Here is a 23,125-nt window from a genome sequence, read left to right as displayed (position 1 = left end):
TTGCTGCATGTCATATAATCAATCATTTTCGGGCGAGGCTGCCTCTGCTCCTGTTTCGTCCCTGTCATCAACTCCTGTGCCATCGGCTGCCCAGCTATCAACACCGACAGGGAAATGGCGTTTGCATTACCGTCAGTACAGCCTGTTGGTAGAAAAGCGTTCTCTTGTCATGGGAGCGTTGTTATTGGCGCTACTGCTGGTTGGGATTCTGGTTTCTGTCAGCGTGGGATCCGCCAAGCTTACGCCTTGGTCTGCACTGCAGGCCTTTTTCGGTGAAGCCTCTCGGATAGTCAACATTATGGTATTCAAGATCCGTTTGCCGCGGGTCATGGCTGTGGTGGTGGCCGGCGCTGCACTGGGGCTGTCAGGGTGCTTAATTCAGACGCTGGTGAGAAACCGGCTGGCGACGCCGGATATGATCGGGGTAAACGAAGGGGCGACACTCGCCATAACCTTTTTCACGCTGTACATAACGCTAGGTACATGGCCATGGTGGGCAGCTCCTATTGGCGCCGTTATGGCGGCGGTACTGCTTTATTTTTTGTGTAAAAACCCCGGTGAGCAGGGATACCTGTTTGTGGTGATCGGTATTGGCGTTTCGGAGCTGATGCGCGCCGTCGGCGAGTTTTTGATGTCGACCGAATCCATTGTCCATGTCAGCAGCGTCTATATGTGGACCATGGGTAACTTTGTCGGCCAGGGTTACCAGACCAGCGTGCCTGTCGCTGTATTGTTACTCTTGTTATGCCCGTTCGTTGTCTATCTTTCCCGCCAGCTAAACGTATTGCGACTGGGCGTTAGTTCGGCGCAAAGTTTGGGGGTTAATGTCAATAGGGTGCAACTGAGTATCCTGATGCTGGCTATTTTGATTGCCGCGCTGGGGACTGCTATTGGCGGGCCGATTGTGTTCATCGCGATGGCTGCGCCTATTCTGGCATCGTATTGTGTCAAAAACCGGATTGTACCTCTGTGGAATGCGGCGCTGCTGGGAGCGCTGCTCCTGCTGTTCAGCGATACCCTGGTTCGGGTATTGGCCGACCCCCATGAGGTAGCAACGGGGATTATGACTCGTATTCTTGGCGGTATCATGCTGCTTGTTTTCTTATTAAGCGACAAAGGAAGTGCGGACTAATGACTTTACTGACAATGAATAACATCTCTTTTTCTTACGAGAACAAGTCCGTGTTCCATGATGTTTCGGTACAACTGGCACCGGGCAAACTGGTGGGTATTGTCGGCCCGAATGGCGGCGGTAAATCGACATTGCTAAAACTGATCGCCAAGCAAATGGATCCCAATAGCGGTGATATCACCCTTAAGGGCAAGCCGTTGTCGCAATACTCGATGAAGGCCCTGGCCAAACAGGTGGCATATTTGCCGCAGCACCCGCTTAGCCCGGCAGGGATAACAGTGGAGCAGCTTGTACAGTATGGTCGACATCCCCACCAAAGCTGGTTCAGCCAGTGGAGTGATAAAGATGTTGAGCAGGTCAATCAGGCCATTGAGTTGATGCAGCTGGAAGCGATTCTGCAACAGCCGGTGTCGAGCCTGTCCGGGGGGCAACGGCAGCGTGCCTGGCTGGCAATGATATTGGCGCAAGACACAGATTTAATATTGTTAGATGAGCCCACCAGTGCTTTAGATATCGGTCATCAAATTGAAGTCATGGAGAGTATCAGTCACATGGTTGCCTCGGGTAAAACGGTGGTGTTGGTGATCCACGATTTGGCCGCGGCAGCGCGTTATTGTGACGAGCTGATTGCTATTGGCAATAACACTGTGGTGGCAGCAGGTGGTGTGGGTGAGGTAGTAACGAAAAACCTGATTGATGAGCTGTACGATACCAATGTCGATATCCTGTATGCCCCGTATGATCAGGCGCCGGTCATTGTGCCTCGCAGGCAGGCTCATGCCGAGCAATAGGGGATACACGTACCGTAGAGTAACAAGTACAGCTTAAATAACAGATGAAACAGGGGGCGATAATGCTCCCCTGTTTGCTCTCAGTGCTTGTCTTAATACTTTGCGTTAAGCATTGGGTCAGGGATCTTAATCCCAGGTAAGCTATGGCCTAACCGTTTATCGCCAATGGTGCCGATGACTGAAAGTAGTCACGGCGGGCAGCGACAGCCTCGGCAAATTGCGTCATCAATTGTTCGGTATCATGCCAGTTAAGGCAGGCATCGGTGACGGACTGACCATAGGTCATGTTGTCGCTGATATCCTGGCGTCCCTCTTCAAGGAAGCTTTCGGCCATAATGGCAGTGATAGCCTGTTCGCCTTGTGAAATCTGTTCGCACAGTGACTGAGCAACGACCAGCTGATTTTTATGTTGTTTTTGACTGTTGCCATGGCTGCAGTCAACCATCAGGCTGGCGGGCAGTCCGGCCTTCTTCAGCGCCTCGCTGGCAGCCTGAATATCACTTGGGCTGTAATTGGGCTGCCTTCCCCCGCGCAAAATGATGTGACAGTCAGTATTGCCAGTACTCTCTACCGCATATAACTGGCCATCATGACCAGCTACGGTGAATAGGTGAGGAGAGCGGCTCGATAGAATGGCATCGGTTGCAATACGAACATTGCCGTCAGTACCATTTTTGAAGCCGACGGGGCAGGGTAAACCTGATGTAAATTGCCGGTGTACCTGGGATTCGGTCGTTCGTGCGCCAATGGCTCCCCAGCTCATGAGATCGGCCAAATATAAGAAACTGGTGTTGTCGAGAAACTCTGTAGAAGTTGGAACGCCTAACTCATTGATGCCAAGAACCAGCTTTCTGGCCTGGGTAAGCCCGGCCAGAAGATCATTGCTGCCGTCTAGGTGCGGATCGAATATGAGTCCTTTCCAGCCCGTGGTGGTGCGCGGTTTTTCGAAATAAGTCCGCATCACGATATGTAGGTGTTCACTGAATCGATCAATAAGTGGCTTTAATTTTTCGGCGTACGCAAATGCAGCCTTGGGATCATGGATCGAACAAGGTCCGATGATCACCAGTAAGCGGTCATCATTGCCCCGTAAAATCTCTCTTACATGTTTGCGTGATTCCATGATGTGGTGTTCAGTGTCGACCGTGCAAGGGTAGTCACTGAGCAGTTCTGCCGGTGAAGGAAGCTGACGCCAAGACGTCGTTCTCATCACTGACGGGTGAATAGCCATGTTAAATTCCTTCTTTGTCATTATGAAATGACATCACTCTCTCGCTATGTTGCGGTGTACCGTACTTCCTGATCACTGTTTTTATTGTTTTGCGACTCTTTTGTGTTTTGAATCCTGTTTAACACCTGTCAGATTATTTGCTATCCATTACCGCATGGCGGTTTTGATGGTAGGCCTCCTCATCTTTACCGAAGCGCCAATACGGCACGGCATAAATTGCTGTGCGCTCGACCCCCAGATTACGGCGAACATGGTTGCGGAGCGGCACCACCAGGCTTTCCTCGCCACCGAACCAGAAATAGCTTTGGGTGGTTGCCATGTCTTGCTGGATAAATGGGTGTGTGAGTCTTTCACTCTCTTCGGGATTGCCTATTACCCAGGTCAACGTCACTCTTTCGGGGACTGGCAGATCTTGAATAGCTTCCGCGGTTGGAACTAACACGGCAATATGCCCCTGACTGGTGGCAGGCATCATTTCTATCATGGCACTGATGGCTGGCAGGGCAGTTAGATCGCCAGCCATGTAATAAAACCGAGCGGGTTGCAGCATAGGTGTTGGACCTCCCGGGCCTGATATTGCCAGGGTATCGCCAGGTTTGGCGTATTGGGCGAACCGGGTTGCCGGGCCGTTGTCGCCGTGCAAGGCAAAGTCGATGTCTATTTCACAGGCGTCGCGCCGGAACGCGCGGATACTGAATGTGCGAATGACAGGTTTATCCTCAGGCTTAGACCAACGAGGCCCTTTTTCCGTTAATGTCGGTAAGACAGGTTCAGCCTGGTTACCGTGCGCCATCATGATTTTAATATGCTCGCCGCCACTGACATCGGGGTAACTCGCCAGTTGCGGACTAGTGAAGCAAATACGACGTAACGACGGTGACACATTGATGATGTCTTTGACTGAGACCAGAAAGGGGCGAATAGGTCGACGGGGGGAAGGCGCACCTACTTGTGACATGAGTATCCTTGTATTTATTAATGTTAATGAAAACTATTCTCAAGTGCATTATACATAAGAACCTCAGCGCGCAAAGTAGAATGATGGAATCAATACCAAAGCTTTTAGAAAACAAAGGAGTAATGGGTGTGCGAGGCGAGGTTAGTGCCACCTTAACCGGGTTAAGGCGGCGTATAATGTCAGAGAGTTTTTAGTGACTTGTTAAAAGGTACTGAAGACGTTGCGGGTGATCGGACTGGGGCCTGGTTTCCGGCTATGAAGTCAGGTATAAACCTAAGCCCATCTCAATTTTATCACCTCATTGCCTTGCTCCGGCTGAGACGGAATATTGAAAGCCAGTATCAGCGACAGGCCTGCCATCAAGGCCCCGGCAATAAAGACGCTAGCCGGCGAGACTAACCATAGCAAACCAAACCCTACCGGTATGACAACAGCTGCAATGTGGTTGATGGTAAAGGCGACACCTGCGGTCGAGGCAATATCAGCCGGATCGGCAATTTTCTGGAAATAAGTCTTGATAGCGAGCGCCAGTGCAAAGAACAGGTGGTCGATGACATACAGCCCTGCAGCCCAGTGGGCGGACTCGACAAAGGCATAGCTAACAAAGACCAGTATCAGGCCGATGTATTCGAATATCAGCGCTTTTCTTTCGCCAACTTGACCTATGATTTGACCGATCTTTTTAGCAAACAGCCAATTGAATAAGTGATTGATCAAAAACAGCAGAGCGATGTCGGCGGCAGAGTAGCCGAATTTTTCGACCATTAGGAAACCGGCGAAAACGGTAAAAATCTGTCTTCTGGCACCGCTCATAAAGGTGAGGGCGTAATAGAGCCAGTATCTTTTACGCAAAATGAGTTTCTTATGCTGAGCGGTTTTGGCTTCAAAGGTGGGAAATCCTAACCAGATAAAGATGACCAAGCTAAGGGATACGGCACCGGCAATGAGGTATACCCATTTAAAATCCAGAGCCAGTTGTTCAAGTAACACCCACAGGCAGGCATAGGTGATAAGTGATGCTAGCGCACCGATCGAGATGAGCTTCCCCAGTACCTCGGGTGCCTGATCTTTGGACAGCCACTGCAGGGACAGCGACTGTTTCAGGGTTTCAAAATAATGAAAGCCGACGGACATCAGCAAGGTTGTACATAGCAGTCCGGCAAAGGATGGAAAGAACCCGGTAATTGCAACGCCTGTGGCTAGCATGGCCAAAGAGAGAACGATGAACTTTTGTTCTTTGATAAACAGCAGCATAAAGATGGCGGTAAAGGCCAGAAAGCCCGGGATTTCCCGTACGCTTTGCAATATACCGATGTCAGCACCGGTAAATGCGGCTTTCTCAATAACAAAATTGTTGAGCAGCGCCTGCCAGCTGGCAAAAGCGATAGGTACAACGATAGAGATGAGAATTAAAAAGGTTTGTGGCGTTTGCCATGGTTTGTTGTGCGATGTGGTTTTCATTGGTGGTCCTGATCGCATGGGATTTGATGCTGAATAGGTTATCAAGTATGTTGGTGGCTGACTTTCGACGATGGGTCAACTTATGTCGCTAAACGGACAAAATGGAGAAAAAATCGGGCTGTCTTTCCGAGGCTCCAACGAGCAAATCGCTGAGGCCGGAGATAAACGGGTGCTGGCACGGCAAGTCGATATGCCTTTGGGACACCAAGGATCCTTTCATAGCCATACCTGGTATCAGCTGATGTATGCCTCTGAAGGGGTGCTAAATGTCGATGTGAGCGACCAGGCGATGGTGGTGCCACCGCAACGGGCTGTTTGGCTCCCGCCCGGTTGTGTGCATCGGACGTTTGCCCCAAGCGGCGCTAAGTTTCGAAGCCTTTACTTTCGCCCGGATCAAGTTGAAGTCGTCGGTCGTGTGTGTAAGGTCGTTAATATCACCAACCTGATCCGAGAGTTGATATTGGCCATTGTTGCCCGCTGTGACGTCGATTCTGAGTGGCAACAGCCTGACTACAACTTATTGACGGTGCTGCTGGAGCAGCTGAGTGCCCAGCCCCAGACGGCGCTATCTCTATTGATGCCGAAAGATGCCCGTCTAGGGGAAATGGTAGAAACGCTGCAACTCAGTCCGGACAACGATCTGAGCATGCAGCAATGGGCCAACAGACTGGGTATGTCGAGCCGGACTCTGTCCCGGGTTTTTCTATCAGAAACCGGGATAGGGTTCAGGGAATGGCGACAAAGGCTAAGGTTACTGCATTCGCTGACCTTACTTGAACAAGGTAGGCCCGTGACTCAGGTTGCTTTGGATGTCGGTTATAGCTCGCCGTCGGCTTTTGCTCATGCCTTCCAACAGTATTTCGCCTGCTCGCCACGGGAATATTTTATGAAATGAAACAGCGAGTATTTAATTAGTTAATAGTACTATTTCGGAAATTAGTTTTTTTAAGTTGTTCCAATTTCTCATCAAGTTCTTTTCGTAGCTTTACTAATCGTTCTGTTACTTTCAGTTCGATGCTTACCTTTTCTGTCGCTTTGGAAAAAAACTGGAGCATATTTTGGTTACTTTCTATGAATTTAATTCCTGTCGGAGAGGTATAAAAATCGAGAATGGTCTTGATTTCCTGCTCGGTAAATAAATTCATGTAGGCATCAATGTAGGCGTCATATAAATTAACTGATTTTAACATCTCTACATGGACGGATAGTTGTTTATTCAAATTTTCCTGCAATATTGCTTTAGCTTCAGCCGGCGCATTATATTCGGCTATCTGTCGGGAAGCTATATTCCTCATGCTCTCTATTTGGATATCAATCGTTGCTTCAACATTCATTGCTTTATAAAGCTCTTCAGCCAATTGTCTATGGCTGTTGGTATCAGCCAACACACTGCCAGAGATGAAAATAAGGAAATATATAAAGTGTCGCATGTTTTACTCCGTTTATTATTAGTAGGTACATTTTATAAATGTGCGCCTGCATTTTTGAGGTGTTACTTTATAGATATATTCGTATGTATTTCAGTGAGAAATGTCTCAATAATTAGATGGATATATTTCACATCTGAAAAATAGGATTGTATAAATTTTTCTTCCTTGATAAAAAGCGCCAAGGCTAAGCTGCAACACTGATATAGATTGGAATAGAGCCCATTGCGATGTCGCCAATGGGCTTTGATGTATGCAGGTGAATACTTAGTGCAGGCCTTCCATATCCGTTGGCAGGTATAATTTCCCGTTAAAGGCAATGTAGATCCCCGGTGCTGCCAAGCGAACAGCAACAAATGCCGAGCCTAGGTTAAACCCGGCATCGTTGGGGGAGAAGCCGACCAAAGGCCACATAGCACCTGTGAAAACGATAGTTTGCCCATGTTCTTCCGGCAGCATTGCCATGAGTTTTCGAGTACTGTCGAACAGCGTAAAGGTGCCATGGGTGACAATATGGCGAGTGCAGTTACTACTAATAATGGCATTACTTACGGTTTGTATGTCTTCGTCGGTGATCTCCCGGCTATCTTTCATGCAAACCTCGAACAGTTCACACTCTTCTTCGGTGATTCCTGCAAACTTAGCCAAGAAGTCAGGAATGGCTGTTTCACCATGGCATACCGTGGTGCATTTGTCGGTATCGTAAAATGAATCAATCGTGCCTCCGGTAACGACAAGCTGTATCTTGTGCTCATTACGGGTAAAGCTCATGCTGACCTCCAACTAGAGTTGTTAATAGAGCTAAAGCTATACTTAGTTATATTAGGTAAAGTAAATTTAATGAGGTTGCCATTTTTGTCAAATTGAACCAGAAAGTTGATTAAATCAAGGTATTCATCTCTTTTTCAACCATATTTGTAGAATGGATATAGATATCTGTGCGGATATGGTGATACCAAAGGAAACAGGCGCATTTCATGCCGTTTGAGCGATGAGAATTGTGCTTGGTAGAAAGAGAATACTCATTGGAGAAGGTGAGTGATATTGTTTACAAAAGTATATTGAAAGTTCTCACTTTATAATGAGAAATGTTTCGCAATTATGATAATAACGTAGATTGATAATAATTAGTCATTGAATTTTTCCCGTATATATCTAAGGATAATGAACTTCTTTTCAAACAGTTTATGAATAAAAAACTAGAGAACTATATGAATGCAATTGATTTTTTAATGTTCGCTACAGCAGCGACGATGGCAGCGATGGTTCCAGGTCCTATTTCACTCTTGGCTATTTCTATGGGGATGTCAAAAAGTAGAACTGTATTTGTCTCCGGTGGGATGGGAAACTCTGTAGCTTCTGCCATTCAAGTAATACTTGCTTATTTATTGGTAGTGTACGCATTTTCTCATGCTCAGTCAGTATTGAAAGTTGTAACAGTACTGGGTGGCTGTTATATGCTCTACTTGGCAATTATGATTTTTCTGAAGAACCCGTTTCAATCACAAAGTAACAAGTGTGTTCAAGAAAATCATGGTAATAAAAAGAAAGCTTTTTTAAATGCGTTTTATCTTACCTTAGCTAACCCTAAAGCGATTATGTTCTTTCTCGCCTTGTTTCCTCAGTTGATAATGGGCAATGTTAGCGGGAAAGCCTCAGTATATGTTGTCTCTGTTCTGACTGTGATTATTTTTGCTGTCGCTTTTGTTACTTTTCTGGCAAATGCGCTGATAGGCAGCGTGTTAGAAAAGGTAATCACAACGTCGCAGATCTCCGTTATCTTGTGTGTTGTGTTTTCTTCTATTCTCGGTGTGATAGGCCTTTCTTCTATTGTAACGGTAATACAGCCATTATTTTAATGGGTTCTGTCAGGTGTTTATTGTTTAAAAAACAATTGCTTATGATCTTTCTTGAGAAAGGTTACTTTTTTTTCGTCTTTTTTATCGGCCGCTCGTCTTATAGGTACTTAACACAAGATGAGAGTTAGAATTCAAGATGATCAAAGTAATTAGTTTCAAAATCTGTCCGTTTGTCCAGCGTGTTACTGCAGCATTGGAAGCCAAACACATTCCATACGAGATCGAATACATTAGCCTGAAAGACAAGCCTCAGTGGTTCCTGGATTTAGCCCCGAACGGCCAGGTGCCAGTTATGGTCACTGAGTCGGGCACAGCGCTTTTTGAATCAGATGCCATCATTGAGTACATCGAAGATGAGTTCGGCCCTATCGAAGAGGGTGTGACCAATGAGCAACGAGCGCTTGATCGTGCCTGGAGCTACTTAGGCTCGAAAAACTACCTTGTTCAGTGCGGAACGATGAGTAGCAAAGATAAGGCGACATTCGAAGAGCGCGTCGAGCGGTTCACCAAGGCGTTTGCCAAAGTTGAAGCGCACCTGTCAGGTGAGACAAAATTCTTTAAATCAGATGCGCTGAGTAATGTTGACCTAGCCTGGCTGCCATTGTTGCACCGCGCGGCCATTATCAAGAAGCATACTGACTTTGACTTCTTGTGCGGTTTACCAAAAACTCAGACTTGGCAGTCGGCCCTATTGGAAACAGGCCTAGCGGACAAAACGGTATCGGCAGATTTTGAAGAACTATTTACTGATTTCTACCTGTCCAATACTTACCTGGGGACCGGCAACGATGTTCAGCAAAGCAGCGCCTGCGCTTCAAGCAGCTGCTGCGGGTAATCTGCGGCGATAGTACGATTACGCACAAACGCTTACATGAACAGAACAAGGCTATGGACTATCCGTTCATAGCCTTTTCGCGGTTTTTGAGTTTTACTGATTGTGGCTTTGATCAACGATCAGATGTTTGCTTAATATTGATAAGTGTCTAGACCTTAGTTTTCAGCCCTCACCCCAGATACAGTAAGAGAGAGAAAAATGAACCTGGATGCGATTTGGAACGAGTACCGAGCAAGTTTGAAGGCATTTTTGCACTCCAATGTTTCCAACCCTGATGATGTTGATGACCTGCTTCAGGAGATCCTGATCAAGACCCATCACAACCTCGGTGAAGTGAAAGAGGCAAAGAAGATTAAGTCCTGGCTGTTTCAGGTGGCCAATAACTCGATCATCGATTTTTACCGTAAAAGGGCAAAGGGGAAAGAACTTACCCAAGATGAACTGTGGTACACCGAAGGGGATGTGACGGTTCATCAACAACTGTCCCAATGTGTGCTGCCATTTATCCAGGCCCTGCCGGAGGATGAGGCAGAAATGCTGACATCCATTGATATCCATGGTCAGTCGCAGAAAGAGTATGCCGAGAAAAACGGCATGAAGTACTCGACACTCAAGTCGCGGGTACAAAAAAGTCGTGACAAAATGAACATGTTGTTTAGAGAATGCTGTGAGTTGTCGATTGATCAGCACGGCAATATCATGGATTTTCAGGCAAAAAATAAACGGTGTGAAAACTGCTGACGGGTATAGTATGCCTATTCTTTATTCTCCGTCATGAAGTGATAGGCGGATAGCGTTTCCAGGCGTGTGTCTTCAACCGGACCACCCATAGTAAAGTGATAGAGGCTCTGATAGCTCCTGTCTTTTATCCCAAAGACCTCATGGACGGGATCATCGAAATAACAGCCGATGCCAGTGGCGCGAATGCCTTTGGCCTCGGCTTCCAGATACAGCATCTGGCCAATGATTCCTGTTTCCCAGAATAACCTTCGATACCACCATGTCCCAAGTTGTCTCAGAGGTTGTTCAAACTCTGTCAGCATGGCACAACTGAATACCCCGCCGCTGGCGATCTCCTGATGACAACTTAAGAGCTTGGCCGCCTCTTGGGTATCGGCCGGGTATAGGCAGTAAAGTGGTAGCCATTCAGGACAGTCAGGCGGCCTTTGCCAGATGAAGGTTTCGCTCATCAGTGTTTTCAGTTGTTCGGTTTTGGCCGGATCCCTTAGCAGCAGATACAAGCCGGGTTGTAGTCCGTCGACACGGTGAACAAACAGGCCGAGATGAACCAGTGCGGGCCAGCTTGTCGCCGAAAACAGCCTGGAGTTTTGTTCGGGTAAGGTACGACCGAGGATCCGGTAGAATGTCGTTTTATCAATACGGGTCTCGCCATCCATATCCAGTGCGCTACGACGCTGCCGGATGATTGCTCCTGTACTGTGTGTTGTGCTTGAACCTGAGTGCGATGAAAGTGAGTCGGAGTCGCTGATGGTCTTTATTTCTATTGGATTGAAAGATTGCATGTGCTCACTTTGATGGTTCTCCGTTGTCGGTTTTTCGCAGGCTGCGGCCGCTTTATCTATCCACGGCCAAAGTTTGTGACTGCTACTAAGCAGGTTGGCCTTGCCTAGCCATTTTCTTGCCGCTAACGTATTGAGTGCTTCAGAGGTAGGTCGCCAGTCGATGTTAATGGATGTTCCGATAGGTGAAACAACAGCAAGCAGATCGGGGACTTCTCGTTCTTGCTGGCTGGGAAAATCGTCGTTTCGATCAATACCCAGCAAGTTGGCGAGATCGGCATCCGAAATTCCCTCAATAACCGTGAGCTGCCAGCCCATTAAACCTGCGGCAATGGTCGTTGCGGCCAATGCATGGCCGCAGTCGTGTTGGCAGTAGCGAAAGGCTCGCTCGCCGTATTTCCATGACTCCCGCCAGTGAATGGAGCACAGGGCAATGAGAAAACTGCCTTCCGGCAAGGCTTCGGTAGCAGATGAGCCGTTAGTAAAGCCATTTGTGAGGTGTTTCCAGTCTGATTCTTGAAGCTCTAGTCGGCACTCCAACTGGTGGCGCAGAGGATAGTAATGGTAGATCCCGGGGAGTGGAGAAACCTCTGGGACGGCATCGGTGAGCAGGTAGCATTCTGTAGGGTGTAAGTTACCGCTCGACGGGTTGACTCGCAGTGACCAGCGGTTGCCGAAACAGCTTTTCCAGGCCGAAAGCGCCAGTGAATAGTAGAAAAAACGGGAAAGGGTTTGCAGGCTGAGAGGCTGGCTGTTAGCTGCTTGTCCGTTGAAGAAAGCGTCGTAATCAGGGGTCGTATCGCTGTCGGGCAACAGAAGCTGTGTTTCAGGCGCGCCAGGGAAACGCCGGAATGGGTGGGGCTGGCTGGCCCAGTCTAAGCCGTCAGGTCCTTCGGCGTAACGGTGAAAATGATGTTTGGTACGCTCGTGGTAGGCAAGTACCGTGGCGAGAGGATCGGATGATTTCGGTTTCTGGCCGCTGGATGATTGCACAGCAGGACTTTGCCGCGCTGATGTAGTTTTAGGTTTCATTTTGCAGATTCGGAAACACGATTGCCTGCAGCCAGCTTTTTCAGTCTGCTCTGAACGCTGTCGTCCCCAGAAACAGGAAGCTCACAGGCAAATTGCTGGCAGAGGTAAAGGGTGAGCTCTTTGTTGCTAAATCCTCTTGTAAAGGGAGCCAGTTTGTTTAAGGCGGCTCTGTTTTGGTCATGTATTGCCAACCATACGGTATTAGGCAAATAGTGCCCTCTTAGAGGTTTGATACTATCGGTAGAGACATCGGAACCTGATAGTACGAGATGCTGTCCAGGGCTATATCCTAAATCCAGTGCGGCCAGAAATAGCGTGTAGCCAGAAGGATAACGGTTGATTTGAGCTGAGAATGCAGTTGCTAGACTTTCTAGGTGTGCCTGCCAACGGCTTTGCCCTGTTAGCTGATAGAGGTGTGCAATATTACGAGCCATGACGGCATTGCCTGAGGGGACAGCTCCGTCATAGACGTCTTTGGTTCGTACAGCGAGCTCAGTATTGGCTCCGGTGAAGAAGAAGCCGCCGTTCTGGTTATCCCAGAACTTGTCCAAGGCTATTTCAGTCCAGCGCAGCGCCTGTTGAAGATACTTAATTTCCAGGCTGGCCTGATATAGCTCCAGAGCCGCCCAGATCATATTGGCGTAGTCGTCGAGATGGGCCGGCAATCCTGCTTTGCCATTACGAAATCGTTTGATGAGGTGTCCGTTTTTATCGGTTAGGTGTTGCTGAACAAAGTCGAAGGCCTTCTCTGCTATTGGCAGGCACTCCTTCTCGTCCAGTAGCAATAAGCTCCGTGCGAGTGCGGCAATCGTTAAGCCATTCCAGTCGGTTAAGACTTTATCGTCGAGAAGTGGATGAACCCGTTTCTCGCGGTGGTGAAATAATTTGTGTCGGATCACCTGCCACTGGCATCTCCAATGGTTAAGCGATCCCTTGGCTTTGCCTGCCAGTCGGTGTGGCATCTGGCTGAGGTGGAGAATATTGGCTCCGGTTAACAGCCCGCTTGCTTCATCGGTATAGTTGCCCTCGACGGCGATGTTGAAATGCCGGGAAAGCCAGTCTAGCTCATGGCGGCTTAAGGCCTTCTTTAAGTCTTCATAGTGCCAGACATAGAATTTACCCTCTACGCCTTCGCTATCGGCATCTTCAGCACTGTAGAAGCCACCGTCAGGGTGTTGCATTCGTGACCCTAGGTATTTGATAACTTCTCTGGCAGTTTGTTTGAACAAGCCGTCGCCGGTAGCTGCGTAGGCTTCGCTGTAGATCATCAGGAGCATCGCCTGGTCATAAAGCATTTTCTCGAAGTGAGGCAATAGCCAGTGATTGTCGGTACTGTATCGGTGGAAGCCGAAACCAACATGATCGTACAGGCCGCCTAGGCGCATAGCCTGCAGTGACTGTCGAACCATCTCCAGCGCCTGCGAATTGTTATAATGGTGCCAATAGCGCAACAAAAATAGGTACTGGTGCGGAGTCGGGAACTTGGGAGCCTTGCCAAAGCCACCGTAGACGTCATCAAAGCTATCTTTCAATTGCTCAAAAGCCTGATGAGCGATGTCGTCTGCTAGATTACCTGTTGGTGTGGTTTGCCCGCTCAAGGCTTGCAGTTGATTGTTTAGCTGGGTGGCACCATTGAGCAGCACTTCGTTTTGGTTGCGCCAGGCATGGATAACATTGGGTAATAGTTCCATCATGCCGAGTTGGGCATAACGACCATGCTTGGCAAGATAAGTGGTTGCATAGAAGACGTGTCCCTCTGGTGTCAGCAAACAGTTCAGCGGCCAGCCTCCTCTACCGCTTATTGACTGGCAGGCGGCCATATGGATCTGGTCGATATCCGGGCGCTCTTCTCTGTCGACCTTGATAGCAACAAAATCGCGATTAAGCACTGCCGCCACCTCTTCATCTTCAAATGACTCACGCGCCATGACATGGCACCAATGGCAGGTGGCATAGCCGATTGAGAGGAAAATCGGTTTATTTTGAGATTTGGCTTTGTCAAAGGCTTCGTCGCCCCATGGATACCAGTCAACCGGATTGGCTGCATGTTGCAGTAAATAGGGGCTTTGTTGGAAGACGAGTCGATTCCAATAGCCGCCCCCGTTTGCAGGCAGCTTTTGGAGTTCTTCTTCAGTGGGAATGCGGAGATGATGATCGGCCATAAAGTGTGCCTGTTTGTATCTGGACAGCAATTGTTGCGGCAACTTTCAGTTATTAATGCTGCCAAGGGCTCAGAAGATAAATTTAGGCTCGATGCGATAGCCTGTCGATTACTAACCTGTTGGCACTTTATAAAAAAGTTCCACTTAGATAACAGTATAGAATATTGATAACACTTATCATTTGCGTAGGGTATATTTATCTATATTATCAGTAATTCTGCATATCACTGTCTGAGTTAGGATACATTGAAGTTTTCGTTTGTTCATAAATCATCTATTTATATTTGGATGATTGGTATTGTTGCTGCGTTAGTTAGTTCCTTCACAGTTGAGTTTTACGAGTCGAGAAGATTACACGATCAGGTTGAAATTCAATTTCATACCAAGGTTAATTCGCTAGAGCAGTCAATGCGATCCCTATCTCAGCTGCTGTACTCGACTCATCACTTTTTGCAAAACGGCAATAATCCGACTCAGGAGCAGTTTCAGCACTTTCTTGGCAATCGAACCGGGATAGGCTCGGGGATCCATTCTGTGTTTTGGGTTCCGCTTATAGACCTTGCCGAAGTGGAGCTGTTTGAACAAAAGGCCAGAGCAATGGGGCTTTTGGGTTACCAGCTTATGCCCGGTCAGTATAGCTCGACGCCTTGTGCAGCATGGCTCGAACAGGCTACGTTGCCCGTATATTATGTCTCGCCCCAATTTGAAGCCAGTGACTATTTGGGACATCGGCTGGATACAAACTGCAATGATGCTGTTGCGATGCAACGCTCTGTTGAGCTGCAGCAGATAACGACCAGTCATTTTAACGAGAACGGCAATGATGGTGTGAAGCTATTTATCCCATTAATGTCTGAGACAGGGAGCCTGAAAGGTTTTGTTGTTGCCAGTGTGCTTTTTCATGAGTTTTTGAGTGTAACCTGGCACGATGAAGTCAACGCTGAAAGCCGAAACATTGAAGTGGTGAATTTGGATGACAGGGCTCACTCGCCTGTTTTTGAATCGCATATAAATGTGACGTTGAATAAGCGCTCGCGGTTTGAGCGAGAAGTGTCCTATACCAAAAAAATCACTGTTCCGGTTCTCGAGCAAGACTGGCTGATTTCGATTTCTGTATTGGAAGACCAGCAAACCATGTTGATTTATGCCTCGGCATCTATCGTTCTGATTTTGTTGCTGACGGCCTCTGTTTCCTGCGGAGTCGGTTTTTATGCTAACCGGTTGAAAATATCAGATCAGCTTGTTAAGGAGAAAACTCGCAGCCTCGAGTTTCAGGCTTCTCGTGACGAACTGACCGGGCTGTTTAACAGACCCGCGCTCACCGAAGAAATAGAGCGTCAGCTAGCAGAGATCAAGCAGCACAGCAGTGATGGCTTTTCAATATTATTTATCGACTTAGACAGGTTCAAAGTCGTCAATGACTCGATGGGTCATTTGATTGGGGATCAGGTGCTGCAGCAGGTGGCCTGCCGCCTCAAGACAAGCGTTCGCAAAGGCGATGTCTGCTTCCGATTTGGTGGTGACGAGTTTGTGGTGTGTTTGTCTAATCTTGTCGATAAGGCTGCGCTTCAGGAAATATGCGAGCATTTCTCTCAGGTACTTTCTAAACCTTTTTATTTCAACCGGCAAGCCTGTCATCTTGGGGCAAGCATTGGGGTGTCTATCGTGACGTCGCATGTGCGCTCAGTGACGAATATTCTTCGTGAAGCGGATACCGCGATGTATAAGGCTAAGAACTCCGGGCTCGAGAAAGTCGTGTTTTTTGATGAGAATATGTTTACCCAGGCCAAGCAGCGCTTTGTGTTGGAGCAGGAACTGACGAAAGCCGTAAAACAGGAACAGCTCTCATTGGTCTTTCAGCCAATCTACTGCCTGAAAACAGATCAGGTATCGGGATTTGAAGCCCTGCTGTGCTGGAATCACCCTGAATATGGGCCAATTTCTCCAGCGGATTTTATCCCGATCGCAGAAGAAACTGGGTTAATAGTGAGCTTGGGAGACTGGGTGGTGAGGCAGGCTTGTCAGATTTTAGAAAGGCTTTGGCAAAGTCAGGCCTTGGCTGAAATGCCTCGAATTAATATCAATGTGTCGGCAAAGCAGTTTGAATCGGATCATATTATCAATACATTGCGAGACACGCTGAGCCAATGCCATTTTCCTACAGATTTGCTGGGTATCGAGATTACCGAATCGATGCTGCTTAGCGACTCTTCATGTACCTTAAATGCCCTTGAGGAGATAAAAGCACTGGGGGCGGTTATCTACCTTGATGATTTTGGAACAGGCTATTCATCTTTGTCGATGCTAAGCGAGTATCCGGTTGATATCGTGAAAATGGATCATAGTTTTATCCGCAATATCGATCAGCAGGGGCATAAGTCAGTACAGTTGTGTCGAGCCATCATTCATATGTCTCATGCTATCTCATTGGGTGTTGTTGCCGAAGGTGTCGAGACACAAAGCCAACTGGAGGTACTGGATAATTACGGCTGTAACTATATTCAGGGCTTTCTGAAAGCACGGCCTGTGAGTAGGGAGGAAATGACGTACTACCTTCGTTATAAGAGTGTATTAACGAGCGAGTAACCGTAGTGATAACTAAATGGATGTGTAAGTAACTGTTGGCGTATTTCTACAATACCCGGTTTTTAACTGTCTGTACGATGGCTGCCATCAACAATAAGAGGAAGCCAACACATGTCAAATGTATTCAAAGCCGCGTTCATTTTTGTCGCACCGGAAGCAAACCCGTCAGTCGACTATTCGTGGGTTCGTACCAAGGAAGTACATGTAAAGAATATTGCAGTATCCGGTTATAAAGAAGCTTGTGAGCTGATTGATTCTTTGGTTGAAGAAGGGGTTAAGGCTGTAGAGCTCTGTGGTGGGTTTGGCCATCAGGGGGTCGCTGAAGTGGTGAAGGCTGCCGGTTCTCGCTTGCACGTTGGTGTTGTTCGCTTTGATAAACATCCTTGCCTGGATTTTGTCAGCGGTGATGAGTTGTTTTCATCTTGATTGCGAATAACCGCTTCTATTCGCACTAGGAGCGGTGTGTTAAAGTCGTTCTATGCAAACACAACTAATTAGACCAAGTTCACCGCTTGGCGGATATATAACGCAGTATTGGGTGTGGGAGCAAATCACTCCCTTGATGATACCAGATATATTGCCGGGTACTGGGGTCGAGATAATGCTTAATCTCGGCGCGCCACTGGTAATTGAATCTCCGAGATCAGCTCAGCTTAAATTTGGAGATGGGCTAGTGATATGTCCGCGTAAGTCTGCTTATAAGATGAAGGCGATGGGGGCGACCAAACTATTGTCTATCCGTTTTCGGTCTGCAGCTTTCTTTCAGTTGTTTGGTATCCCTTTGACCACTATTGCTGATCAAGTTGTAGAGATCAGCCAATTAATGCCAAAGGGATTATTGCTGAGGGTCATCGAGTCAGACTCGACTCTTGGGGCGATAGCGTTATTGGAAGGCTGGTTAATGCAGCTTGTTAAACCTGAATGTGCCAGCACATCTGAATTAAGGTGGGCAATAGATAAAGTCTATTACCAAAACAGTCCTGATGTTATTTCTGAAATAAAGCGAAGCTTGAATATCAGCGAGCGAACATTCCAGCGTAAATTCAAGGCTTATACCGGGGTCGATGCCAAATACTTTGAAAGAACAGCGCGTTTTCAATCAACCCTAAGGACGTTGTTAAGTGGGTACCATCAGCAGTACACTGCAATTGTGTTAGACCATGGCTATTACGACCAGCCTCATTTTATTAAGGACTGTAAACATTTTACTGGCTTAACCCCTAAGCAATTCCTTTCTGAAGGTAATTTTGCGCTTAACCATTATAACAACGATATATATGCCTAATCATTCCGGTGGTATACCTATACCAGCTCCTTGCATCTGTAGATGAGTTAACAGAAAGATGTGGTACAGCTAAACTCGTAGATAGGATACAGAGAATGAAACGCTGTTATGACAAAGAAACTGTTTGTGTTGGTTGGCGTCTTACTTATCTTTATCATCATTGATTATCTGGCGAGTAAGGACAGTGTGTCTGTTAGACAAGTCAAGGCGATCGCTATCCCTGAAGCCAACTACCTGCTGCAGGTTAAGCAGCACATCCGTGATACCCAGCGACCTGAAGAGGTTTTTCCTTTTCCCATCAATGTGGGAAGCGTTGGCCCTGTTAAGTCTCTGTATTCCGGTCCCAATCAATATCCCTTTTATTGCATGACAGTCGATTCTGGATTAGGTCAGCCTCTTATTGATAATCAAATCGGGTTAGGCGTTCCCGTTTACGATAAAGAAAATGACTCAGAGATTATTGGCTACTCTAAAGACTGTGCGATAGAAACGCGGCTTTCATATGTCATTGTCGCTAATGAGGTCGACAACAAGCATGAGTTTCTCAGCAAAACGGCATTTGAGTTAGAACAGTCACTGCCAGAGGAAAATGAGCTTCTCATTCGGGTGGAGCAGGGCACTATCAACCGCTACATCTACACTATTCTGATGCCTATTCATGTTGATGAAATCGGTAGCCAAACCAGCGCCAATGCGTGGAATCAAAAGCTGATTTATCGTTTTGATGGCGGCTCTGGCATAGGCTATCGACAAGGCAGGGTGAAGGTGTCTAAGTTACTTGATAAACATCTCTCCCAATTAGAAAAAGGCTATGCAGTCATCGCTTCTAGTGGCAATAAAACCAGTTATGGCTACAACATGTTGCTGGCGGAAGATACGGCCAGAAGGGTGAAGAGGCAGTTTGTCAGCTTGTTTGGTGATCCCTTGTATACCGTTGGCATCGGGGGCTCAGGTGGTGGCCTCGCGCAATATCTCATCGGTCAAAATAGCCAGGGTATACTGGACGGTTTACTGCCTTTGTACTCGTACCCGGACATGGTGAGCGTTGCTACCTATGCCTTGGATTGCGATCTGCTTAATAACTATTTCAGCTTTCAGGCCAGTGATAGAGAAAGCTGGGAGGATTGGCATAAAAGGCAGTACGTAGAAGGCCTGCGAGCCATCAATGGTGCCAAACAGAAGGCCGCTTGGCTGCAGCCGTTAAATCAGTTACTGCGTTGGCAAAAGCCAGAATTTCCGCAGGGTAATAGCGAGTGCATCAATGGGTATTTCGGACTGAGCAGCTACCTTAACAATCCGAAGCAAGGCTTTATCAAACCCTATTTTCATGAATCGGTTGCTGAGCAGGTGAGCTGGAGCTACTGGCAGGATATGGTGCATATCTATGGCCATGATGAATATGGCTTCGGTTTGTCGACTTGGGATAATGTCGGGGTGCAATATGGGTTGCAGGCGTTGCGGAATCGGCAGATTGCCTTTGATGAATTTATTGATTTGAACCGCAAGGTGGGTTCATGGAAGCCTTTTCATGAAATGAAAGCAGAACGGATTATGGGGGCCAGCGGAATACTTCCTGCTGTTTGGCTATCGTTGTGGGGCGAGCACAATATAACCAATGCCGATAAGGTGTCGGCAAAACGTCATTCGGCCTCGATAGCTGCCATTAACAAGGCCTATGAGTACGGACAGGTATTTATTGGCCGTATTGATTTACCCATTATTGATAGTCGTCATTACCTTGAAGACGATCTGAATATGCACCATACCTCGGCATCGTTTGTCAGTCGGCTGCGGATCCTTAATGCACAAAAGCAGGCACATAACCATGTGATATGGATTTCCGATAAGGAGCACGATCCAATAGAACAGGTCTACGAGGTGATGGATAAATGGCTGATGGCCTTAAATCAACTGCCAGATCAATTTACCTACCAGCAACGAGTACAAATGGCCAAACCTGCTCTGGCTAAGGATACTTGTTTTGGGGAAGACGGTAGTGTCATTGCTTCAGGCAAGGGCGTCTTTAACGGAAACTGGAACCATTATCCTGACGGGGCCTGTACTAAGCTTATGCCCATCTATACCAATAGCCGTATACAAGCAGGTGCGCCCTGGCAGGGGAGTATTTTTAAGTGTCATACCATTTCTGTTGAAGCGGCCATCGAGAAAGGTATGTATGGTGATCTGGATTTATCTGCCAAGGTCGGCGAGCTAAAACAAACCTTCCCGGGCGGGGTTTGTGATTACTCGCTTGGCGACATGGGTAGGCCAAAGCGCCTAGATTAGTTAGATAACAAAAAGCACTAAATGCTGCCGATCATTTCTGTCGGATGAGTGAAGCGCTCTGGCCGTGCAACTGCGTCGATCATCCACGAGGCAACCGAAGCTCTGGAAATTGTCGAGGACATCTTAAATTTGTTGACGATCCCGGTAGGTTGTACCTGCTCCGAGTCGGTCAATGAAACAGGGCGGACAGCGAGCGTATCAAGTGTACTGGACTGCATTGCTTGTTCCATTTTATCTAGATCTGCGAATGATAGCTTAACGTTGCTAATCTGAATCAAGCTATTCATCGCGAAGCTCATATGTTTCTTACTGTCACCAACACCCGCAGAGCTGACTGTAATCAAACGCTTAACTTGATATTTTTCCATGAGGTTTAGCACTTTTTGAGTTGCCTGTTCGGCAAAATTCTTTGGAGATACCAATGATGACCAAGGGTTCTTGCCATTTTTCCGTTTAATGCCCAAGCAGGAAATAACAGCATCCTGTCCCTGTATAGCCTGCTCTAATATGGCGTTGTCCAGCACGTTGCCTTCTATGATTTTGACTGATTCTTGAGGTCCAATACTGTTTTTATTTCTAACTACCAAGGTTACCTGATAACCACGCTGAAGCGCATAGTCAGTAACCTTGCGCCCTATAGCCCCAGAGCCGCCTAGAATGAGTAACTTGCTATATTCCACAATCCCACCTTGCTTGTACGTTTCGCTGAAAGATGGTACTAGATTAATGGTTGCTGAAATGGGAAGCTAGATGGCAAATATTCAACTCAGGGTTGTCAAATTGGAAACCAATGTGAATCTACGAGACTTACGTGCTTTTTGCGCTGTTATCGATCAGGGCTCAATCACCGCAGCTGCGACAGCTTTGGCCGAGACCAAGGGCGCTGTCAGCCGTCGCATCTCCCGTTTGGAAGAAAAGCTGGGTACACCGCTTATTCAGCGAGGGTCTGGCCGTGCACAGCCAACCCCTGAAGGGCTGATTTATCGCCAGCGTGCAATTGAGGCACTGGAGATTCTGGACACAGCCCAAGATGAATTGATGGATCAGCATGTGTCGCCGCAGGGGCACTTGCGTGTTACGGTTTTGCAGGGATTTGCCAATACGCTAAATCTCGGTGGCTGTCTGGGCCGTTTTGCTCAGGCTTATCCGCAAGTTAGTGTTGATGTGATAATGACAACGGATATCTTATCGTTGCAGGAAGATCAGATCGATTTTGCTTTTCGACTCGTGCCCGGTGCTTTACCCGATTCCAACAACCGTGCTTTGCTCCTCGCCAGAGTCGGACTGGGTTTTGCTGCAAGTCCTGAATACCTAAAAGTGAACGGTGTCCCGAAGCATCCTAATGAGCTTCAGCGTCATCGCTTGCTCTTGCCACGAACGTTCGGTTCCGGTATCAGTATTAGCATGCAACCCGTACAACAACCTGAGAAAACTGAAAGCTTTTATTTTGAAGGTCACATTACCTGTCCAGACATGCTTTTTCTGGCCGATACGGCATTGGCAGGAGGAGGGATTGCCTTGATGCCCCCTTCGGTGCAAAAAGCCTATGTCGACAACGGCCAGCTTGTACCGGTTTTGAGCGACTGGGAGTCCAGTCAGACAGGAAACCTCTATTTGGTTTACTCCGGTGGACCTTTGTCACCCAAAGCCAAAGCGTTCAAGGCTTTTATCAAAGCCGCCTTCAGCCACACACCATTGATCTAGTGGTGAGTTGTATACAGTATATGAAACATAAGGCAGCGAGTAGGGAGCAGTTAAAACATATAAAAGTGCATGATTAAATAGCTGACTTATTCCCGATCCCACTTGTACGAATTTTATTTACATTGATATTCATTAAGTGACGCAACACATAACGAAACATCACCTTTTTTAGACCAGATAAGTTACTGCCATGTATCGAGTAGAAATCTTCTGGTTGAGTAAATACGCCAAAGTCATCAGCAATACCTTCGCTTTGAATATAGGTATCTTGCCCATTCCAGTCGACTTCGGGGGTGGATAAGCATTTGGTGGCTATGGCATACCCTGAGAATGCTCCACTTTGATTGGAAAAATGAGTTTGAACCTGCTTTAAGTAGCCTTTATCTAAAATATAGCCCTCTAAGCTGATCCAGCGTCCATCTTGATATACTTCTACCCAGCTATGGATAATACGAGCTGGCGCAATCGCGAAAAGATAGTTCGGAATTGCCCCTTTCTGTAACTCGTTATAAATAGTAAAACCGTGAAAACGCGTTGAAATACCGACAGCACGAAGCAGTGCCATTAATAATATTCCTTTGGTATTACACTGCCCGTAGCCATCTTTTAATACTTGGCTTGCGGCTAAACGGTCATCTTTGTTATAGCCGAAGTGAATCTCATCTCTAACATAATTATAAATTGCACCAATAGCATCGTACTGAGACAAATTTTTCCATTTTCTTTGTTCAACCAGGCCTTGTATAGATGGGTGGTTGAAATCTAACATCGGTGTTTCTTGTTGATACTCTTTTGACAGTTCACTCATGGGTAACTCCATTCATCAAATATGTGAAAAGAGTAACTAATGATTTAG

At 47.2% G+C, this 23,125-nt stretch carries 20 protein-coding genes; 11 read left to right on the top strand and 9 right to left on the bottom strand.

The genetic code is table 11. From position 1 onward, the window contains the following. Positions 1 to 7: 7 nt before the first annotated feature. Positions 8 to 1,132, top strand: coding sequence for a FecCD family ABC transporter permease (locus tag L4D19_RS02295; RefSeq protein ID WP_428450999.1), 1,125 nt, complete (start codon positions 8 to 10; stop codon positions 1,130 to 1,132). Continuing rightward, positions 1,132 to 1,923 carry an ABC transporter ATP-binding protein gene (locus L4D19_RS02290; RefSeq protein ID WP_428450998.1) on the top strand — a complete coding sequence of 264 codons (792 nt, stop codon included), beginning with the start codon at positions 1,132 to 1,134 and terminating at the stop codon, positions 1,921 to 1,923. Before L4D19_RS02295 ends, L4D19_RS02290 begins: the two co-directional genes overlap by 1 nt. Before the next feature lie 148 nt (positions 1,924 to 2,071). Here the strand turns inward: L4D19_RS02290 and L4D19_RS02285 are convergent, their stop codons facing one another. The 3 genes from L4D19_RS02285 to L4D19_RS02275 all read right to left on the bottom strand — a co-directional run bounded on the left by L4D19_RS02285 (position 2,072) and on the right by L4D19_RS02275 (position 5,573). Beyond that, entirely contained in the window at positions 2,072 to 3,154 is a 1,083-nt protein-coding gene (locus L4D19_RS02285) for a 3-deoxy-7-phosphoheptulonate synthase (protein WP_428450997.1), read from the bottom strand. Between the two features lie 133 nt (positions 3,155 to 3,287). Further along, positions 3,288 to 4,112: a siderophore-interacting protein gene (locus tag L4D19_RS02280; RefSeq protein WP_428450996.1), complete on the bottom strand. Its 825-nt coding sequence runs from the start codon at positions 4,110 to 4,112 to the stop codon at positions 3,288 to 3,290. A 273-nt stretch (positions 4,113 to 4,385) separates the two neighbouring features. Further along, positions 4,386 to 5,573, bottom strand: a complete 1,188-nt coding sequence (locus L4D19_RS02275; protein ID WP_428450995.1) for an MFS transporter — start codon at positions 5,571 to 5,573, stop codon at positions 4,386 to 4,388. An 82-nt stretch (positions 5,574 to 5,655) separates the two neighbouring features. On the opposite strand from L4D19_RS02275, the gene L4D19_RS02270 reads away from it, so the two are divergent. Then, on the top strand, positions 5,656 to 6,468 hold the full coding sequence (locus L4D19_RS02270) for an AraC family transcriptional regulator (RefSeq protein ID WP_428450994.1): 813 nt from the start codon (positions 5,656 to 5,658) through the stop codon (positions 6,466 to 6,468). Between the two features lie 16 nt (positions 6,469 to 6,484). On the opposite strand, the gene L4D19_RS02265 is transcribed toward L4D19_RS02270, so the two are convergent. Further along, positions 6,485 to 7,003, bottom strand: coding sequence for a DUF2059 domain-containing protein (locus tag L4D19_RS02265; RefSeq protein ID WP_428450993.1), 519 nt, complete (start codon positions 7,001 to 7,003; stop codon positions 6,485 to 6,487). Between the two features lie 264 nt (positions 7,004 to 7,267). Further along, complete coding sequence (locus L4D19_RS02260; protein WP_428450992.1) at positions 7,268 to 7,771, bottom strand: asparaginase domain-containing protein; 504 nt, start codon at positions 7,769 to 7,771, stop codon at positions 7,268 to 7,270. Positions 7,772 to 8,211: 440 nt separating this feature from the next. Between L4D19_RS02260 and L4D19_RS02255 the strand changes: the two genes are divergently transcribed. The 3 genes from L4D19_RS02255 (at position 8,212) to sigZ (ending at position 10,435) form a co-directional block, all read left to right on the top strand. After that, a complete protein-coding gene (locus tag L4D19_RS02255) occupies positions 8,212 to 8,859 on the top strand; it encodes a LysE family translocator (RefSeq protein WP_428450991.1) in 648 nt (215 codons plus the stop codon). Positions 8,860 to 8,995: 136 nt separating this feature from the next. Further along, positions 8,996 to 9,694, top strand: coding sequence for a glutathione S-transferase family protein (locus L4D19_RS02250; RefSeq protein ID WP_428450990.1), 699 nt, complete (start codon positions 8,996 to 8,998; stop codon positions 9,692 to 9,694). 198 nt (positions 9,695 to 9,892) lie between these two features. Further along, positions 9,893 to 10,435: an RNA polymerase sigma factor SigZ gene (gene sigZ, locus L4D19_RS02245; protein ID WP_428450989.1), complete on the top strand. Its 543-nt coding sequence runs from the start codon at positions 9,893 to 9,895 to the stop codon at positions 10,433 to 10,435. Between the two features lie 14 nt (positions 10,436 to 10,449). Here the strand turns inward: sigZ and L4D19_RS02240 are convergent, their stop codons facing one another. Both L4D19_RS02240 and L4D19_RS02235 read right to left on the bottom strand, forming a co-directional pair. Further along, positions 10,450 to 12,246: a SagB/ThcOx family dehydrogenase gene (locus tag L4D19_RS02240; RefSeq protein ID WP_428450988.1), complete on the bottom strand. Its 1,797-nt coding sequence runs from the start codon at positions 12,244 to 12,246 to the stop codon at positions 10,450 to 10,452. After that, positions 12,243 to 14,408, bottom strand: a complete 2,166-nt coding sequence (locus L4D19_RS02235) for a thioredoxin domain-containing protein (RefSeq protein ID WP_428450987.1) — start codon at positions 14,406 to 14,408, stop codon at positions 12,243 to 12,245. The genes L4D19_RS02240 and L4D19_RS02235 overlap by 4 nt, the downstream gene beginning before the upstream one ends. Before the next feature lie 408 nt (positions 14,409 to 14,816). Here L4D19_RS02235 and L4D19_RS02230 point away from each other — a divergent pair, with 408 nt between their 5' ends. The 4 genes from L4D19_RS02230 (at position 14,817) to L4D19_RS02215 (ending at position 20,565) form a co-directional block, all read left to right on the top strand. Next, positions 14,817 to 16,994, top strand: a complete 2,178-nt coding sequence (locus L4D19_RS02230; RefSeq protein ID WP_428450986.1) for a bifunctional diguanylate cyclase/phosphodiesterase — start codon at positions 14,817 to 14,819, stop codon at positions 16,992 to 16,994. 111 nt (positions 16,995 to 17,105) lie between these two features. Beyond that, entirely contained in the window at positions 17,106 to 17,420 is a 315-nt protein-coding gene (locus L4D19_RS02225; RefSeq protein WP_428450985.1) for a DUF6506 family protein, read from the top strand. 52 nt (positions 17,421 to 17,472) lie between these two features. Next, on the top strand, positions 17,473 to 18,279 hold the full coding sequence (locus L4D19_RS02220; protein WP_428450984.1) for a helix-turn-helix domain-containing protein: 807 nt from the start codon (positions 17,473 to 17,475) through the stop codon (positions 18,277 to 18,279). A gap of 108 nt (positions 18,280 to 18,387) precedes the next feature. Then, positions 18,388 to 20,565: a DUF6351 family protein gene (locus tag L4D19_RS02215; protein ID WP_428450983.1), complete on the top strand. Its 2,178-nt coding sequence runs from the start codon at positions 18,388 to 18,390 to the stop codon at positions 20,563 to 20,565. A 17-nt stretch (positions 20,566 to 20,582) separates the two neighbouring features. Here L4D19_RS02215 and L4D19_RS02210 read toward each other — a convergent pair whose 3' ends face one another. Beyond that, positions 20,583 to 21,245, bottom strand: coding sequence for an NAD(P)-dependent oxidoreductase (locus L4D19_RS02210; protein ID WP_428450982.1), 663 nt, complete (start codon positions 21,243 to 21,245; stop codon positions 20,583 to 20,585). A 70-nt stretch (positions 21,246 to 21,315) separates the two neighbouring features. Here L4D19_RS02210 and L4D19_RS02205 point away from each other — a divergent pair, with 70 nt between their 5' ends. Then, on the top strand, positions 21,316 to 22,269 hold the full coding sequence (locus L4D19_RS02205) for a LysR family transcriptional regulator (RefSeq protein WP_428450981.1): 954 nt from the start codon (positions 21,316 to 21,318) through the stop codon (positions 22,267 to 22,269). Between the two features lie 73 nt (positions 22,270 to 22,342). On the opposite strand, the gene L4D19_RS02200 is transcribed toward L4D19_RS02205, so the two are convergent. After that, positions 22,343 to 23,077, bottom strand: a complete 735-nt coding sequence (locus tag L4D19_RS02200; RefSeq protein ID WP_428450980.1) for a transglutaminase-like domain-containing protein — start codon at positions 23,075 to 23,077, stop codon at positions 22,343 to 22,345. Positions 23,078 to 23,125 lie beyond the last annotated feature (48 nt).

It is taken from the genome of Photobacterium kasasachensis (assembly GCF_050336885.1).
GTDB lineage: Bacteria > Pseudomonadota > Gammaproteobacteria > Enterobacterales > Vibrionaceae > Photobacterium > Photobacterium kasasachensis.
The sequence above is the reverse complement of the archived record's forward strand: the minus strand, read 5'-3'. Positions and strand labels throughout refer to the sequence as shown.

Excerpts from the sequence above, each read along its gene's own strand:
- L4D19_RS02225 (WP_428450985.1), top strand. The coding sequence starts at position 17,106 with ATGTCAAATGTATTCAAAGCCGCGTTCATTTTTGTCGCACCGGAAGCA.
- L4D19_RS02280 (WP_428450996.1), bottom strand. The coding sequence starts at position 4,112 with ATGTCACAAGTAGGTGCGCCTTCCCCCCGTCGACCTATTCGCCCCTTT.
- L4D19_RS02255 (WP_428450991.1), top strand. The coding sequence starts at position 8,212 with ATGAATGCAATTGATTTTTTAATGTTCGCTACAGCAGCGACGATGGCA.
- sigZ (WP_428450989.1), top strand. The coding sequence starts at position 9,893 with ATGAACCTGGATGCGATTTGGAACGAGTACCGAGCAAGTTTGAAGGCA.
- L4D19_RS02205 (WP_428450981.1), top strand. The coding sequence starts at position 21,316 with ATGGCAAATATTCAACTCAGGGTTGTCAAATTGGAAACCAATGTGAAT.
- L4D19_RS02235 (WP_428450987.1), bottom strand. The coding sequence starts at position 14,408 with ATGGCCGATCATCATCTCCGCATTCCCACTGAAGAAGAACTCCAAAAG.
- L4D19_RS02290 (WP_428450998.1), top strand. The coding sequence starts at position 1,132 with ATGACTTTACTGACAATGAATAACATCTCTTTTTCTTACGAGAACAAG.
- L4D19_RS02260 (WP_428450992.1), bottom strand. The coding sequence starts at position 7,771 with ATGAGCTTTACCCGTAATGAGCACAAGATACAGCTTGTCGTTACCGGA.
- L4D19_RS02250 (WP_428450990.1), top strand. The coding sequence starts at position 8,996 with ATGATCAAAGTAATTAGTTTCAAAATCTGTCCGTTTGTCCAGCGTGTT.
- L4D19_RS02220 (WP_428450984.1), top strand. The coding sequence starts at position 17,473 with ATGCAAACACAACTAATTAGACCAAGTTCACCGCTTGGCGGATATATA.
- L4D19_RS02230 (WP_428450986.1), top strand. The coding sequence starts at position 14,817 with ATGCGATCCCTATCTCAGCTGCTGTACTCGACTCATCACTTTTTGCAA.
- L4D19_RS02275 (WP_428450995.1), bottom strand. The coding sequence starts at position 5,573 with ATGAAAACCACATCGCACAACAAACCATGGCAAACGCCACAAACCTTT.
- L4D19_RS02270 (WP_428450994.1), top strand. The coding sequence starts at position 5,656 with ATGTCGCTAAACGGACAAAATGGAGAAAAAATCGGGCTGTCTTTCCGA.
- L4D19_RS02265 (WP_428450993.1), bottom strand. The coding sequence starts at position 7,003 with ATGCGACACTTTATATATTTCCTTATTTTCATCTCTGGCAGTGTGTTG.
- L4D19_RS02240 (WP_428450988.1), bottom strand. The coding sequence starts at position 12,246 with ATGAAACCTAAAACTACATCAGCGCGGCAAAGTCCTGCTGTGCAATCA.
- L4D19_RS02295 (WP_428450999.1), top strand. The coding sequence starts at position 8 with ATGTCATATAATCAATCATTTTCGGGCGAGGCTGCCTCTGCTCCTGTT.
- L4D19_RS02215 (WP_428450983.1), top strand. The coding sequence starts at position 18,388 with ATGACAAAGAAACTGTTTGTGTTGGTTGGCGTCTTACTTATCTTTATC.
- L4D19_RS02285 (WP_428450997.1), bottom strand. The coding sequence starts at position 3,154 with ATGGCTATTCACCCGTCAGTGATGAGAACGACGTCTTGGCGTCAGCTT.
- L4D19_RS02200 (WP_428450980.1), bottom strand. The coding sequence starts at position 23,077 with ATGAGTGAACTGTCAAAAGAGTATCAACAAGAAACACCGATGTTAGAT.